Here is a 16,721-nt window from a genome sequence, read left to right as displayed (position 1 = left end):
TTTCTTATAATTATGTAAATTAACTAATTATTATTTTAAATTGTCTACTTCATTTTCTGCTTCCATTCTAAATAGCGAGCCAACAGAAGCTACATGTTTAGTTATTAGGCATGATAAGCGGTACGTTTCTTTGGCTCTCAAGATTCTTGCAGTCTTTGCCACCGCGCTACTTGTCTTAACGGTTATCGTTGCGGTTCTGGTAGGTTGTCATCTAATAGTAGCTCCTATGGGTTTGGCTGTTTGGGGATTGGGAGCCTCAGTAGGCTGTTTAATATCTACTGTTCTTATCTTTTGTCTTTATAAGAAAGCAGGGACTTTAATTAAGCTCTCTAGAGAGAGTGTTGGTCACTTAACTAAAGATGAAAGTTTTCCTGGGTTCCTGAAAAAACGAGGACCTACCGAAAGGATTACTGAAGTCATTGAAAGAACTCCTTCGAGACCTACTACCCCAATATCTGACGCAATATCTGAGGAAGATGACTCTGATTCTTGGATGATCATCAAAAGTAACTTTTATCGTAATGATAAGGTAGATTCTAGGTCTATATCACAACGACTAGCGTCCTTGAAAAAGGAAGTTCAATTGTTAATAAAGGACTTTTCCCGGGTTTCCCAGAAAGACAAAATTAAATCTACGATCCAACAGCTTCTTCTTCCCAGTATGCTAAGAAGAGGGTCTAAGGACTCATTCTTTAACTATTTAATACGTCTAGAGAAAGTGATAGAGACCTACTCTCCCTCCGAGATGGTTTTACTTTTTTTGACAGAGCCAGAGATTGGAGGTGGTATATTTAAGAAGTTACTAGTTTACGAGTCTTCTTCAGGGAGTGAAAAAAATGAAATAGCCCGTTATTTAGGGCTTATTAATTTTATTAATCTTTGGTGTTATGGATGGTTTTTAGAAGAAAAGTGCATTAAGAAAATCTCTACATATAATCCTAACCTCCTTACTGATGAAGCAAAGGTTTATCTAGAAACAGGAAACATAGTTCAGTTCCTCTTATCTTTACAGACTCAAGAGTTGCAAAATCAGGTCCAAGCTTGTCTTTTAAAGTATGATATTAAAATCTTTAGTGCTAAAGATATGGCTTCTGACAATCCAGGAATAAATATTCTTGCTTATCTTCAAGAAGAGGATTGGTTACTAGATATAAAAGATAGTTTAGATCGACGATTACGAGATTGTAAATCGCTTGTACGCCCTTCAAATGCACTCTTTGCTGCATCGGTAACTTATCACCGCTCTAAACTACAAAAGTTATGTGAATTCTTTGAACTCTATTCCAAAGAGATTACAGGGACTCCCTTTATGGTATTAGAGCTATTATTCGGAGACAAGTATTATCAATTATTTATAAAAGATTTGTTAGAAAAGGCTATGCCGATTTCTGTTTGGAAATCATTGCTTCGCCCTTGGATAATGGCTCTATGTTGTTCTGGTATTGTTACTCAAAAAGAGCTGGAAATTTTAGCAAAACATATACAAGTCTCTCTTCAAGACTTGACCAAAGGTGTAGCTTCTGGAACAATACTGGACCTTTTATTAAAACATACTTTTAAAGCATGAGCATAAAGTCTTCTCGAATAACGACAATAGATGATGCCACACGTATTAACCTCTCAAACAATTATAGTTGTACCTTAAAGAATAGTTTAAAGCCTCTTGCTTATTTGCTTCTTGCTGTCTTAGCAGCAGGCTTACTAGTTGCTTCTCTTTACTTCTGTACACTTATTAGTGGTAGCACGGTTTTATTGGCTATGCTCATCACTTTATCTATCTGCTCTGTTCTTTGTGTTATCTACTTATTCCATCAACAGTCTTCTAGAGAAAAGACAAAAGTGTTTTCTATAAATAATCCTTCTATTTTTTTCTCAGAAGAGACACTGAATTTATTATTGGGACATGAAGAAGAAACAGATATCAATAAGCTCCTTAAGAACTTTGAGCTTAATGATTACCGTAGACCAAGAATGTTTCTCCCATCAAGCTTTTTGAATGAGCAAGGAAGACCCAGTGTTGATAGGGTGGGAAGAATTACATATTTTCAAAAACTTGTAGAAGGTGTCGTAAATAAAATTAAAGAATTTAGCAAGACACCTCCGAAAATGTTGCCTCTTCTTATGAAATTTGCAAATAAAGATTTAGCAAACTCATCGGTTTCTGTTCTTTATGAAGGTTTACTATCTGTTTTAAACTCTCCAGGAGAAGAAATTTTAGAAATGCTATTTTCTTTAGACCGTAATTGGATAAAAAGTGTTTTGCATCTAGATAAGACTTTCACCCCTAGCAAGGAGGATCTTAATTTTGTCAAGGTAATCAAATACTATTTGGCTTCTCCAGAGACTCGGGTTTTTAAAACAGAGTCACATCCCAGTATGATAGATTTTATGACTCTCAAAATTCAGAATATCAATACTTTAATTTCAGCGATTTGTTTACGATCTAGTCATGATAGGTCAAAGGCATTTGAGATTATTCAAAAATTTTGCCCCCATTTTTCTATTGAGGAGGTTAAGCAGTTTATAGAACAAAGAAATATACTAGCTCCATTATTGAACTATATTTTGGAGGGAGAGGAGAACTCGTGGCTAGGGCCTTTTTCTTTAAATTTAGAAACAATAGCATCAACTTCTCTGTATCCAGAACCAAGTCCAAGTTGTTGGAAGTCCATTAACCATGTTGATTATGCAAAAAATACTCCTGAGAGCCAAGAAGTGTTCAATAAGACTAAGGAGTCCTGTAAACTAGCTTTGAAGAAACTTGTGCCACCACAGTTAAGCATACGATCAGTTGGACAGATTTTGAATTTTGGAAACTATAAAAAAGGTCTAGGAGAATTGAAAGTTATCCAAGAAGAGATCAGGGAAACTCCTTTTCTTGTTTTAGAAGCTTTATTAGAGAGTGAGGACTTCGTATTATCTCTAGCTAAGTACTTGAAGCTATTGATGCCACTAGATTTATGGGAAAAGTTTTTCTATATGGTATATTCGGGATATTTCCAGACCGGACTTATTTGTCAGGGAGAAGTGAATACTTTTTGTAGTAGAACACAGCTAGACCCAGAAGCTCTCCAAATTGCCTTGCAGCAAGGAAAGCTTCTTTCATTTCTTTTCCCAAAAATATATATAGATTAATTCAATTTGGATAAGCGTTTATGGGTAAAATAAATTCCAAAAGGGATAAAACAATTTAACCCAAAGGCCAGTAGTAAGAACGCAGTATATCCTAGTTTGCTTCCCGCAGACATCTGGGTAAGCTCTTGTGGAGGTAAAAAGCTTACCCAAAGAGCAAAGATACAGGATAGAATTCCTAGAATAGACATTACACAGATACCAAACAGCTTTCCCGGCACAGAATATAGACGCTGGGCCTTGGGCTCTTTAATACGCAAGATTGGTCCTGCAAGGAATAAACAAATATACATCGCAAGATACATTTGAATGCTTAACGCAGTTAGAATCCAATAGACAAGGTCTGCCGAATCTAGACACAGAAATAGAAGTGTAAATATTGTCACAACAATTGCTTGGAACAACATTAGGTTTGTCGGAACATTTTTTCTATTTACTTTTTTGAAGAGTTTAGGAAGACAATCGTTTTGGGTAGAAATAAAAAGTCCCTTAGTTCCTGCGAACATCCAGGCATTAAGTTCTCCTAAGGATCCTGCAATGGTCATCACCACGATAATTCCGGTCATCCAAGAGAGGTTGTATTTATCGAAGAACAAAGTAAATGTTTTTACTAATCCGGAGACTAGACTAATCTCGTCTTTAGGGATAACAATTGCTATGGATAAAGAGCCTAAAACTAAAATAGTTAATGTTGCTAGTGCCCCAATAAAGACTGCTCTTGGGTAATTTTTCCTAGGATTTATCATATCAGAGGCAAGATTGGCGTTAGCTTCTAGACCACATAATGCAAGTAACATTCCAGCAAGTAACACAAATGAGGATGTATTGCTGAAATCAGGAATAATATCTCCCCAGGAAAAAGAAATAGCAATAGGATTACCAGAAAAAATCCAAAAGAGAGCCAGACTGACTAGGATTATACCTGGAATTAATGTTCCTATGACTACACAGATGGAGCTGAATAATGCAGAGGAAGTAATGCCTAAAAAATTAAAAAATGTAAGTATCCAAAAACCAGAGAGAATTACTACGGCAATATAAACTTTATTATGAGCTAATTCAGGACTAATTTTATAAACGATGGTACTAGCTATAAATGCTAACATAGCAGGATACCAGGTCATATTGTGAAACCATTGCATCCATATAGCAAAGAATCCCCACCATTTCCCTAGAGCATCACGTGCCCAAATATAAATTCCCTGAGGTTTGAAAGAAGCAAGCTCAGCAGAAATCAGAGCATAGGGAATCATAAAACATGTGACAGCTAGCGCATAAAAGAACAAGGTAGACAGACCGTGTTTTGCTGTCAGTGGGAGATTACGCAAACTAATCACTACAGCTAGCGATAGCATACCTACAGTGAATGTTCCCAACGGTTTCGTTGGTTTTGAGTGCGAGTGCATAAAGACCTTCTTTGAAAAGTTAAGCTATTGTAATATTAGGATCTAAATAAATATCTTGAACTAGGTTTAATAACTGTACGCCCTCTGAAAAGGGCCTCTGAAAGGCTTTTCTTCCTAAAATTAAGCCCATACCGCCGGCCCTTTTGTTAATGACTGCTGTTTTAGCAGCTTCTGCAAAATCATTTTTTCCAGAAGGTCCTCCCGAGTTAATTAAACCTACTTTGCCGCAGTAGCTATTTAGGACTTGGTAACGGCAGAGATCAATAGGATGGTTTGATGAGAGTTCAGAGTATACTCTTTCATCGGTTTTTCCAAAATTAATAGCTTTAAACCCTCCTTGGCATGTAGGAAGCTTTTGTTTAACAATATCAGCTCCTAAAGTAGCACCTAGGTGATCCGCTTGTGCTGTGAGATCTGCTGCAGTATGATAATCTACACCGTTAGTAATAAAAGCTGGGTTACGTAAGTAGCACCAAAGTACAGTGGCTAGACCCAGAGAACGAGCTTTAGCAAACGCTTTAGAAACGGCTACAATTTCTTCATTAGAAGTATCTGAACCAAAATAAACTGTAGCTCCTACAGCAATGGCGCCCATTGCATATGCAGACTCTACTTGAGTAAAGAAAATCTGATGATATTTTGTTGGGTAGGAAAGTAATTCATTATGATTTAGTTTGAGCATAAACGGAATCTTATGAGCATATTTTCTAGAAAGTAAACTAAGCACCCCATAGGTCGAAGCAACTGCACTACATCCAGATTCTATTGCAAGTTTTACTATGTTTTCAGGGTCGAAATAGATCGGATTGATAGCAAAAGAAGCGCCTGCTGAGTGTTCTATACCTTGGTCTACAGGAAGTATAGATAGATAACCTGAATTTCCTAGTCTTCCATGAGAAAACATCGTTTGTAGAGATCTGAGAACACGGTTATTTCTATCCGAAACTCCAAAAACCTTATCTACAAAGTCGTGGGAGGGAAGAGTAAGCTTATCTTTTGTTATATATTTACATTGATATGACAATAGGTTTTCATCATCATTTCCTAGAATATCATGAATATTCAACATCAGGGTTTATCTCCTTAAGCTTAATCAGTGCTTAGTTTGGGGGTTAACCTAGGGATTTGTCAAGGAACTTTATCAAGGATTTTATTAAGTTAAATAACAGTTGTTTAATGAACTATAGAAGATTGAAATTGATTTTCTAGTATTTAATTTTTATTTGGCAGTAAAAGAAACTACTTGCAGAAATATAGGATGCTGTTGTTACCTTTTCTAAAGGAATGTTTCTGGATTATTAATTTTTGGGGCATTCGGAGTTTTTATAGAACTTTTATTTTCTAATCCAAGTACGAGATATGACTTGTGTCACAACAACATTCTCCTATCATTTCAGTTCAAAATATTAGCAAGAAGTTCGGAGATCAAGCGATTCTCTCCAAAGTATCCTTTTCTGTCTATCCTCAAGAAGTTTTTGGTATAGTTGGTCATAGCGGTTCTGGGAAAACAACACTTTTACGTTGTTTAGATTTCCTTGAGTTCCCCACATCTGGCTTTATAAATGTAGCTGGATTTGATAATTCTTTACCAATAAAGAAGTTGTCTCGTTGTGATTTTGCTAAAAAAGTTGGCTATATTTCTCAAAATTATGGTCTGTTTTCTTCTAAAACCGTATTTGAAAATATAGCGTATCCTCTTCGAATTCACAACCCAGGATTTTCTAAAGATGAAATCGAAGAAAAAGTATATGATACTCTTAATTTTTTAGATCTATACCATAGAAAATCTGCATATCCTGGAAATTTAAGCGGTGGCCAAAAGCAAAAAGTTGCTATTGCTAGAGCTATTGTTTGTCAGCCTGAAGTTGTACTTTGTGATGAGATTACCTCCGCCTTAGATCCAAAGTCTACTGAAGATATTATTGAAAGGCTTTTGCAGTTAAATCAAGATAGGGGGGTGACTTTAGTTCTGGTTTCTCATGAAATTGATCTAATCAAAAAAATGTGTTCTCACGTTTTAGTAATGCATCAAGGTTCGGTAGAAGAATTCGGAGTTACAGAAAAACTCTTTTTGACTTCTAACAATCCAATTACCCATGAACTGTTTCATCAAGATATTGCTACTGTTTCTTTAAATTCATACTATTCCCCAAAAGCTAGAGAAGAAATTTTGCAATTAAAATTTCCTAAAGAACTTGCTGTACAAGGGATTATTAATAAGGTCCTTCAAACTGGGCTTGTATCAATGAATATTCTTTCAGGTAACATTAGTTTATTCAGAAAAACCCCTATAGGATTTTTAATTGTTGTTTTAGAAGGAGAAATCGAAAATCGTAAAAAAGCGAAGGAGTTTTTGATTGAACTCGGCGTTCTTGTTCAGGAGTTTTTTTAAAAAAGTATATGCAATCTGATCTTATTCAAATTTTATTAAAAGAAACTATTAACACGTTTTACATGGTTTTCTCTGCTTTTTTCTTTGCTTGTCTTTTTGGGGGGATGTTAGGTTTGGGGATGTTTTATACTTCGCCTAACAGTCTTAATCCCAAGAAAAGCCTTTATGCAATACTATCAATAATTTTGAGTTTTCTTACGGCTATTCCGTTTGCTATTCTCATTGTTATTTTGTTTCCTATCACGCGATGGATTATTGGAACTTCTTTAGGTCCTACGGCTTCTATTGTGCCTCTGACTATTGGAACGATTCCTTTTGTTGTCACCATAGTTGTTGATGCTTTTCGAACTTCTGCTCTAAACTATCTTGAAGCTGCAGTTGCTTTAGGAATTCCTAAGAGAAATATTCTTTTTGATATACTTTTACCTGAAAGTTATCCTCAGCTAGTATTTTCTCTTAAGTCTCTTTTTATTCATCTCATTTCATGTTCGACTCTTGCAGGATTTGTTGGAGGAGGAGGGTTAGGGCAACTATTATTACAGTATGGTTATTACCGTTTTGAATTTCCTATTACAGTATCAGTACTTGTTATAACTTTAGCTCTTATTGAGTCTATACGTATTCTAGGAGATGTTTGGGGGCGCTGTATATTAAGATGTAGAGGGATTCTATGAAAAAGAAATGGCTTGTGTTTATATTTTTTGCTCTATTGTTGAGCTCTTGTGAGAAACACGAATCTCGAGATACAATACGTATTGTCGCTAGTCCGACACCTCATGCCGAGTTATTGAATAGTTTGCAGGCTGAAGCTAAGGAACTTGGAATTAGGTTACAGATACTTCCTGTAGATGACTATCGTATTCCGAATCGTTTGCTTTTAGATAAACAAATTGATGCAAATTACTTTCAACACCAAGTTTTTCTTGAGGATGAATGTGAACGTTATGCTTGCAAAGACAAGTTAGCTGTTATTGCTAAAGTACATTTAGAACCTCAGGCAATTTATTCTAGAAAGTTTTCTTGTTTAAATAGTTTAAAAAACCAAAAGAAACTGACAATAGCTATTCCTGTAGATTGTACAAACGCTGAGCGTGCTTTGCGCTTATTAGAAGATTGTGGGATTATTGTATGCAAGGAACCTAAGAATTTGAATATGACAGCTAAGGATGTCTATGGAAAAGAAAACAGGGTTGTCAACATACTAGAAGTCTCTGCTCCACTTCTTGTAGGATCTCTTAGTGATGTTGATGCTGCCGTTATTCCTGGAAATTTCGCTATAGCAGCAAATTTGTCTCCAAGAAATGATAGTCTTTGTTTAGAAGATCTCTTTATATCTAAATACACAAATCTTGTAGTCGTTCGTTCTGAAGATTTATCTTCACCTAAAATAATTAAATTACAAAAGCTATTTCAATCCCCATCTATAAAGAGTTTTTTCGATGTAAAGTATCGTGGAGATATTTTAACAATAACTCAAGAAAGTTAACGAAACAAAAGATTTTTTATACAGATAAGTATTATTTAATCTTGTGTTTTAAGGTCATTTTCTTTAAGAAAAGGTGCTGTTAACAATGTATATTGACGTTAGCTCTCAACCCTTTGCTATTACTTCATTACCTCAATTTATAACTAACTTAAAAGCATGTATTCCTGTATATAATATATCCGTAGGTGTTTCGCGAATTTTAGCCACTTATGACGAGAAAGTTTTGTCAAGTAATGAGAAAACAGAAAAACCCTCTTCCATATCTTCTTTACGCCTTTGGGAACATCGAGTTCGTGGAATTATGGAGATTTTAGGTCTGGGAATAGTTTTATGTGCTGTAGAAATTCTAGGATTAGCAGTAGGCGCGATTCTTGCGGGAGTTCTGTGTCTTATTGTATTACTTGGCTATGGACTTTTTTGTATCGTTAGTGTGGTTGGTGGTGGTATACTGTATCTTGGATGGGAATTGGTCGATGCTGTGAGGTCTACTTGTCGTCGTTAAGAGATTAAACTCATACTTTGTAAATTGTCTGTATTTTTCGTTTTTAAAATATTCTCAAGGTTTCTTTGTTTTTTGGAAGACAAGAAATTGACTTTTTTCGTTTCTGTCGATATAACAAGTTTCTTTTGATACAGCATGCTATCACAATTTTATTTAAAAATTAGTGATGAGAAAAAACAGAAGAAGGATAAAAGTTTCGGAAGTTAATAATCTGTTTCTTTAAGTGCTGCGTTATTCTCTAGGTAGGGTATGTTCTTAAAGCGGAAAAAAAGACGTGAATTTTCTCAAGTTCAAAATGCAAGAATAGCTTCCCCTATAAAACATGCTAAACACTATCTCCATGGTTATTTAAAGGAAATTCAAAAAATCGTAGCAGCTAGGCCTCATGATGTAATTGAGGCTTGGCATCAAGTTTTTGGAGATAAATATAAAAAGATGTCTCAAGCTATAGGGTTTAGAGATCACGTTTTATTAGTAAAAGTTTATAATTCTTCGTTATATGCTCTGTTAAAGCAGACGCCTCAGCATGATTTGATTGCGAGTTTGCATCAAGTAGCCTCTCATGTGCAGATCAGGGAAATACAGTTTTTGTTAGGATAGTTTATGGACCCGAAAGAAAAAAATTATGATGCTTCTGCCATTACTGTTTTGGAAGGGCTACAAGCTGTTCGTGAACGCCCTGGTATGTATATTGGAGATACAGGAGCCACAGGTCTGCATCACCTAGTCTATGAGGTTGTAGACAATAGTATTGATGAAGCCATGGCAGGTTATTGTTCGAGGATAGATGTCCGTATTTTAGAGGATGGAGGCATTGTCGTTACAGACGATGGTAGAGGCATTCCTATAGAAATTCATGAAAGAGAGTCTTTTAAACAGGGAAGAGAAGTTTCTGCTTTGGAGGTTGTCTTGACCGTGCTTCATGCTGGAGGAAAGTTTGATAAAGATAGCTACAAAGTGTCTGGAGGATTACACGGGGTCGGAGTCTCCTGTGTTAATGCTCTTTCTGAAAAATTGATTGCTAAGGTATTTAAAGATAAAAAGTATTACCAAATGGAATTTTCTCGAGGAAGTCCTTCAACTTTATTGGAGTGTTTGGGAGCTACTGATAAACAGGGAACCGAAATTACTTTTTATCCTGATCCTAAGATATTTTCGACATGTACTTTTGATCGATCTATTTTAATAAAGCGTTTACGAGAGTTGGCTTTCTTAAATCGTGGGATCACAATAGTATTTGAAGATGACCGTGATGTTGGCTTTGATAAGACTATCTTTTTCTATGAAGGAGGTATTCAATCTTTTGTCAGCTATCTTAATCAAAATAAAGAAAGCCTTTTTTGTGATCCTATTTATATTTCTGGAACCCGTTCAGGAGATGACGGAGATATTGAGTTTGAAGGAGCCTTACAATGGAATTCAGGGTATTCTGAACTTATCTATTCCTATGCTAACAATATTCCTACGCGCCAGGGAGGAACTCATCTTACAGGATTTTCAACAGCTCTTACTCGGGTAATCAATTCTTATATTAAAACTCATAACCTTGCTAAGAATAATAAGCTTGCTTTAACAGGAGAGGATATTCGAGAGGGACTCACTGCAGTTATTTCTGTAAAAGTGCCCAATCCTCAATTTGAAGGGCAAACTAAACAGAAATTAGGAAATAGTGATGTTGGCTCTGTTGCTCAGCAAGTTGTAGGAGAAGCTTTAACTATCTTTTTCGAAGAGAACCCTCAAATTGCTAGGACGATTGTTGATAAAGTTTTTGTGGCGGCACAGGCTCGAGAAGCTGCAAAAAAAGCACGTGAGCTCACCTTAAGAAAAAGCGCTTTGGATAGTGCAAGATTGCCAGGTAAATTGATCGATTGTTTAGAAAAAGATCCTGAAAAATGTGAGATGTACATTGTAGAAGGAGATTCTGCTGGTGGATCTGCAAAACAAGGCCGTGATCGGAGATTTCAAGCGATTTTGCCTATCCGAGGTAAAATTCTTAATGTAGAAAAAGCTCGTTTACAAAAAGTTTTTCAAAATCAAGAGATAGGAACTATTATCGCAGCTTTAGGATGCGGTATAGGTTCTGACAACTTTAATCTGAGTAAATTGCGCTATAGGCGTATCATTATCATGACAGATGCTGACGTTGACGGATCTCATATTCGTACCTTGCTTCTTACCTTCTTTTATCGTCATATGACGTCCCTTATTGAGAATGAATGTGTCTATATTGCGCAGCCTCCTTTGTATAAAGTGAGTAAGAAAAAAGAGTTCCGCTATATTCTATCAGAGAAAGAGATGGACAATTATTTGTTAACATTAGGTACAAATGAAAGTTCTATCTTCTTTAAGTCTACAGGACGAGAACTACGAGGAGAAGCTTTAGAAAGCTTTATAAATACGATTTTAGATGTGGAGAGCTTTATAACTGCCCTTGAGAAAAAAGCAATTCCTTTCTCTGAATTTTTAGAGATGTATAAAGAAGATTTAGGTTACCCTTTGTATTATTTTACTCCAGGTAGTGGCAAGCAAGGCGGGTATTACCTATATTCTGATGAACAGAAAGAAGAAATATTAAGTCAAGAAGAAGGGACTTATGCTAAAATTATAGAACTTTATAAGGTCGCTGCATTTATAGATATTCAAGAGCAACTCAAAGATTATGGTTTAGATATTTGTAATTATCTTATCTCTCAGAAAAATGAAATTGTAATTGTTTGCCAAGATTCTCCAAGCCGTAATTATAGTTGTTATACTCTCGAAGAAGTCATTAACCATCTTAAAAATCTTGGAAGAAAAGGTATAGAAATTCAGAGGTATAAGGGTCTTGGTGAGATGAATGCAGATCAATTATGGGATACTACTATGAACCCAGAGCAGAGGACGCTAATCCGTGTTTCATTGAAGGATGCTGTAGAAGCTGATCATATTTTCACTATGTTAATGGGTGAAGAAGTGCCTCCAAGAAGAGAGTTCATTGAAAGCCATGCCCTGTCCATTAGGATGAATAATTTAGATATTTAGGAGTCCATAATCCCTATGTTGAATAAAGACGAAATCATTGTCCCTAAAAATCTGGAAGAAGAAATGAAGGAAAGTTACCTTCGTTATTCAATGTCTGTGATTATATCTCGAGCACTTCCAGATATCCGGGATGGACTCAAACCTTCACAAAGACGAATTCTTTATGCTATGAAGCAATTAAGTCTTTCCCCAGCAGCTAAGCATCGTAAATGTGCAAAAATTTGTGGGGATACTTCTGGAGACTACCATCCACATGGTGAAAGCGTCATTTATCCGACTCTTGTGCGTATGGCTCAGAGTTGGGCAATGCGCTATCCTCTGGTGGATGGACAAGGAAACTTTGGGTCAATAGACGGGGACCCACCTGCAGCTATGCGTTATACTGAAGCTCGTCTTACTCATAGTGCTATGTATCTTATGGAAGACTTAGATAAAGATACTGTGGACATTGTTCCTAACTATGATGAAACAAAGTATGAGCCTGTAGTTTTTCCTTCTAAGTTCCCTAATCTGCTTTGTAATGGTTCTTCTGGTATTGCGGTAGGGATGGCGACAAATATCCCCCCCCATAATTTAGGAGAGCTTATAGAGGCGACTCTACTTCTTCTTGCAAATCCTCTAGCTTCTGTAGATGAGATTTTAGAAATCATGCCAGGACCCGATTTTCCTACCGGTGGGATTATTTGCGGCTCTGAGGGGATTCGCTCGACCTATCTTACAGGACGAGGAAAGGTCAAAGTTCGTGCTCGTTTACATATCGAAGAGAACGAAGATAAACATCGTGAGAGTATCATTATTACAGAAATGCCTTACAATGTGAATAAATCACGTCTAATTGAGCAGATTGCTAATCTTGTTAATGAGAAGACTTTAGCAGGTATCTCAGATGTTCGTGATGAGTCTGACAAAGATGGAATCCGTGTTGTCCTTGAAATAAAAAAAGGAGAATCTTCAGAGATTATTATTAATAGGCTTTATAAGTTTACTGATGTACAGGTAACTTTTGGAGCGAATATGCTCGCCTTGGATAAAAATTTACCAAGGACTATGAGTATCCATAGGATGATTTCTGCATGGATACGCCATCGAACAGAGGTGATTCGTCGTAGAACTCGTTATGAGCTTAATAAAGCAGAAACAAGAGCTCATGTTTTAGAAGGTTATCTTAAGGCTTTATCTTGCTTGGATGGATTAGTAAAAACTATTCGAGAAAGTAGTAATAAAGAACATGCTAAAGAGCAGATAATCGAGTTTTTTGGTTTTACTGAACCTCAAGCTCTTGCAATTTTAGAATTGCGTTTGTATCAACTAACAGGTTTAGAAGCAGAAAAGATTCAGAAAGAATACGAAGAACTATTGAGTAAAATTACTTATTACAAGCAAGTGTTAGCAGATGAGGGTTTAGTAAAAGATATCATTAGACACGAGCTACAAGATCTTTTAAAACATCATAAAACACCCCGACGCACGACTATAGAGTTTGATGCGGATGATATTCGTGATGTCGAAGATATTATTACGAATGAGTCTGTTATCATCACCATATCAGGGGATGATTATGTCAAAAGAATGCCAGAGAAAGTCTTCAAAGAGCAGCGACGTGGTGGTCATGGAGTTACAGGATTCGATATGAAGAAGGGAGCAGGGCTACTAAAAGCAGTCTACTCTGCTTTTACTAAAGACTATTTGTTAATCTTTACGAATTTTGGCCAGTGCTATTGGCTGAAAGTATGGCAACTCCCTGAAGGAGAAAGGCGTGCTAAAGGTAAACCTATTATTAACTTTTTGGAAGGAATCCGTGCAGGAGAGGAACTTGCTGCTATACTGAATATTAAAAATTTTGATAATGCCGGTTTCTTATTCTTAGCTACTAAGCGGGGTATCGTTAAGAAAGTTGCCTTAGAAGCATTTAGTAATCCTAGGAAAAAAGGCATACGTGCTTTGGAGATTGATGATGGCGATGAATTAATAGCAGCCTGTCATATTGTTAGTGATGAAGAAAAGGTCATGTTATTTACCCACTCAGGAATGGCTGTTCGCTTCCCCCATGAAAAAGTTCGTCCTATGGGAAGAACTGCACGCGGTGTTCGTGGTGTTTCTTTAAAAAGTGAAGAAGACAGAGTTGTAAGTTGTCAAATTGTCACCGAGAACCAGTCTGTTTTAGTTGTTTGTGATCAAGGTTTTGGTAAGAGATCTTTAGTAGAAGATTTTCGTGAAACCAACCGTGGGGGAGTCGGTGTTCGCTCTATTCTTATCAATGAGAGGAACGGTAATGTCTTAGGAGCTATACCTGTAACAGATCATGATAGTATTTTATTGATGTCAAGTCAAGGACAGGCAATTCGCATTAACATGCAAGATGTCAGGGTGATGGGAAGATCAACTCAAGGGGTGCGTTTGGTCCATTTGAAGGAAGGTGACGCTCTTGTTTCTATGGAAAAACTTTCTTCTAATGAAAGTGATGATGAAGTAGCATCGGGATCCGAAGAAGAAAGCATCCCAGTACAACAAGTCTAAGCTAAGGTAGTATTGTGTTTATAGTGCTTGAAGGAGGCGAGGGATCTGGCAAAAGTTCCTTAGCAAAAATTCTGCATGATCAGCTAGTAGCTCAGGATCGTAGGGTTTTATTAACAAGAGAACCTGGGGGCTGTCTTATAGGAGAAAGGATTCGAGGTCTAGTTCTTGATCCTCCTGAATTAGGACTATCTCATTATTGTGAGCTCTTTCTGTTTCTCGCATCCCGGGCGCAGCATATTCAGGAAGTTATTTTACCAGCTCTCGATAAGGGTTATATCGTTATTTGTGAAAGATTTCACGATTCTACTATTGTATATCAGGGAATAGCAGAAGGTTTAGGAGCTAATTTTGTTTCAGAACTTTGTGATAAGGTTGTAGGACCGGAGCCTTTCCTTCCTAATCTTATTTTGCTTTTAGATGTCCCTGTAGAAGTTGGCTTAGAGAGAAAATATCAGCAAAAGACTCCAGATCAATTTGAGAAAAAACCTTTAACCTATCACAATAGCATTCGGGAGGGATTTTTATCACGAGCTAATGCTGATCCTAATCGATACTTAGTTCTCGATACACGTGAATCTCTGAATAGTTTAATAGATAAAGTGATGTTGTACATACAGCCTGAGCTATGCAGATAAAGGAAGAAAATCAAGGTTGGGAAGCTTTACTTAGGAAAATTTATAACCAAGAAATTCCCTCAGCTGTATTGCTGCATGGGTCTATGCTTCCTAAACTAGAAGATAAAGCATTCGAACTCGCTTCAGAAATTTTGGTGCGAACATCCCCAGATTCTCAGTATAAGGTTTCTCAAAAGGTTCATCCTGACATCTATCAATTCTTTCCTACAGGCAAAGGGAGATTCCATTCTATAGACCTCCCTAGAGAAATTAAAAAGCAGATTTATATATGTCCTTTTGAGGCAAAGTATAAGGTCTACGTTGTCCATGAAATAGATCGAATGACTTTAGCAGCAATTTCAGCTTTTCTAAAAGTTTTCGAGGAGCCTCCAAAACATGCTGTGATTATATTGACAACAACAAAGATCCAGCAGTTGCCAAAGACTATTATTTCTCGGAGTTTATCTATTTTTATTGAGAGGGGGGAGAAAGTATTGTCTTCTAAAGAGACATTTACTTACTTATTTCGTTATGCTCAATGTCAAATTGCTGTTACAGAAGTTTCTCAAATTCTCAAAGAATCTCGAGAATCGGACAAGCAGATACTAAGGGATAAAGTAAAGGTACTGCTCGAAACTCTGCTAGAATTGAGCCGCGATCGTTGTTTTTTAGATTTAGGCTTAAGAGCTTCAGCATTAAACTATCCAGAATATGTTAAAGAGATCTTACAACTACCATTATTCCCTTTGGATAAAGTGCTTTTAATTATAGAATCCGCGTGTAGATCTTTAGATAACTCTTCATCAGCGTCATCTGTATTAGAATGGGTAGCTATTCAACTATTGTCCTTAAAGAATAAAAAAGACAAATTCTTATCGATTAATCACTCTCACGATTTATCCACTTAGGGATTATGGTTTGCATTTTTTGGAATACTACTAAGGGGATTTCATGGCCTCCATTGAAAGAGACCAATTCTCCTTTTAGTTTTGTTGATAAGAGATCATAAAGATCAGTCGCTAGCTTATAAGGAAGAATTTCATCTTGATAACCATGGCTTTGTAAAAATGGCACTTGAGAGCATTGCTTGATTCCTTGCTCCCAGCCTTTATTGAAGAGCTTGGATCCAGCAAAGATTAAAGCGCCAGCATAGGGATTCTTTGATGTCAAAACAAGGTGAGTACTTATAATTGCTCCTTGACTGAATCCACCAATAATAATTTCATTGTAAGGTCGGTTTAGGCTAGTAATGAGATCCTCCAAAGCTTTTTTAGGAGAGTCTAGATCTACATCAAATAATTCATCGTATTTTTCTTTGCAGTCCTTCACTCCATTGACATAGAGTTTAGAGACCTCTTCTAATAGGAGAACGTTAAGGGGAAACCATGCACGAGCTCCTCTGAAGTTATTGTCTAAAGAAAGAATTCCATTGGGGAAAATCCATGTCGGGCGTAGCCTAGGAAATGAACATACTGAAGGAAAAAAAGTTAGATTATCAGCCACGGCTCCGTAACCATGACATAAAATAATAATAGGATCTTCAGGATTTCCAGGGCATTCTATAGCTTCAAGATTGCCGATTTTGCGATGGAAAAAAGAATAATCTACCATAGGTTTTTTCCTTATTAAAAAGTTAAGACGTTATCTTGAA

Annotated in this window: 14 protein-coding genes; 11 read left to right on the top strand and 3 right to left on the bottom strand. The window is 36.5% G+C overall.

Annotated features, from left to right (window positions below; all coding sequences use genetic code 11):
- Positions 1-40: 40 nt before the first annotated feature.
- Both C834KP_RS01270 and C834KP_RS01260 read left to right on the top strand, forming a co-directional pair.
- On the top strand, positions 41-1,567 hold the full coding sequence (locus C834KP_RS01270; protein ID WP_108896397.1) for a CT214 family putative inclusion membrane protein: 1,527 nt from the start codon (positions 41-43) through the stop codon (positions 1,565-1,567).
- Positions 1,564-3,135, top strand: a complete 1,572-nt coding sequence (locus C834KP_RS01260) for a hypothetical protein (RefSeq protein WP_231911697.1) — start codon at positions 1,564-1,566, stop codon at positions 3,133-3,135. Before C834KP_RS01270 ends, C834KP_RS01260 begins: the two co-directional genes overlap by 4 nt.
- On the opposite strand, the gene C834KP_RS01255 is transcribed toward C834KP_RS01260, so the two are convergent.
- Positions 3,132-4,538: an amino acid permease gene (locus C834KP_RS01255; protein WP_108896396.1), complete on the bottom strand. Its 1,407-nt coding sequence runs from the start codon at positions 4,536-4,538 to the stop codon at positions 3,132-3,134. The two genes, C834KP_RS01260 and C834KP_RS01255, sit on opposite strands and share 4 nt — an antisense overlap.
- Before the next feature lie 19 nt (positions 4,539-4,557).
- Complete coding sequence (locus C834KP_RS01250) at positions 4,558-5,607, bottom strand: class I fructose-bisphosphate aldolase (protein ID WP_108896395.1); 1,050 nt, start codon at positions 5,605-5,607, stop codon at positions 4,558-4,560.
- Positions 5,608-5,904: 297 nt separating this feature from the next.
- Here C834KP_RS01250 and C834KP_RS01245 point away from each other — a divergent pair, with 297 nt between their 5' ends.
- The 9 genes from C834KP_RS01245 to C834KP_RS01205 all read left to right on the top strand — a co-directional run bounded on the left by C834KP_RS01245 (position 5,905) and on the right by C834KP_RS01205 (position 15,978).
- Entirely contained in the window at positions 5,905-6,930 is a 1,026-nt protein-coding gene (locus C834KP_RS01245) for a methionine ABC transporter ATP-binding protein (protein ID WP_108896394.1), read from the top strand.
- A gap of 8 nt (positions 6,931-6,938) precedes the next feature.
- Positions 6,939-7,604: a methionine ABC transporter permease gene (locus C834KP_RS01240; protein ID WP_108896393.1), complete on the top strand. Its 666-nt coding sequence runs from the start codon at positions 6,939-6,941 to the stop codon at positions 7,602-7,604.
- On the top strand, positions 7,601-8,416 hold the full coding sequence (locus C834KP_RS01235; protein ID WP_108896392.1) for a MetQ/NlpA family ABC transporter substrate-binding protein: 816 nt from the start codon (positions 7,601-7,603) through the stop codon (positions 8,414-8,416). The genes C834KP_RS01240 and C834KP_RS01235 overlap by 4 nt, the downstream gene beginning before the upstream one ends.
- A 73-nt stretch (positions 8,417-8,489) precedes the next feature.
- Positions 8,490-8,918 (top strand): hypothetical protein, encoded by a 429-nt coding sequence (locus tag C834KP_RS01230; RefSeq protein WP_157951044.1) that lies wholly within the window; start codon positions 8,490-8,492, stop codon positions 8,916-8,918.
- A 249-nt stretch (positions 8,919-9,167) separates the two neighbouring features.
- Entirely contained in the window at positions 9,168-9,518 is a 351-nt protein-coding gene (locus C834KP_RS01225) for a DciA family protein (protein WP_108896390.1), read from the top strand.
- Between the two features lie 3 nt (positions 9,519-9,521).
- A complete protein-coding gene (gene gyrB, locus C834KP_RS01220; protein ID WP_108896389.1) occupies positions 9,522-11,939 on the top strand; it encodes a DNA topoisomerase (ATP-hydrolyzing) subunit B in 2,418 nt (805 codons plus the stop codon).
- Between the two features lie 15 nt (positions 11,940-11,954).
- Complete coding sequence (gene gyrA, locus C834KP_RS01215; RefSeq protein WP_108896388.1) at positions 11,955-14,456, top strand: DNA topoisomerase (ATP-hydrolyzing) subunit A; 2,502 nt, start codon at positions 11,955-11,957, stop codon at positions 14,454-14,456.
- 14 nt (positions 14,457-14,470) lie between these two features.
- Complete coding sequence (gene tmk, locus C834KP_RS01210; protein ID WP_108896387.1) at positions 14,471-15,091, top strand: dTMP kinase; 621 nt, start codon at positions 14,471-14,473, stop codon at positions 15,089-15,091.
- Positions 15,082-15,978, top strand: a complete 897-nt coding sequence (locus C834KP_RS01205) for a DNA polymerase III subunit delta' (RefSeq protein ID WP_108896386.1) — start codon at positions 15,082-15,084, stop codon at positions 15,976-15,978. The genes tmk and C834KP_RS01205 overlap by 10 nt, the downstream gene beginning before the upstream one ends.
- Here the strand turns inward: C834KP_RS01205 and C834KP_RS01200 are convergent.
- Positions 15,950-16,681: an alpha/beta hydrolase family protein gene (locus C834KP_RS01200; protein ID WP_108896385.1), complete on the bottom strand. Its 732-nt coding sequence runs from the start codon at positions 16,679-16,681 to the stop codon at positions 15,950-15,952. The two genes, C834KP_RS01205 and C834KP_RS01200, sit on opposite strands and share 29 nt — an antisense overlap.
- Between the last annotated feature and the right edge of the window lie 40 nt (positions 16,682-16,721).

Origin of the sequence: Chlamydia serpentis (assembly GCF_900239945.1) — a bacterium.
Classification (GTDB): domain Bacteria; phylum Chlamydiota; class Chlamydiia; order Chlamydiales; family Chlamydiaceae; genus Chlamydia; species Chlamydia serpentis.
This window is presented reverse-complemented; position numbering and strand designations above follow the sequence as displayed.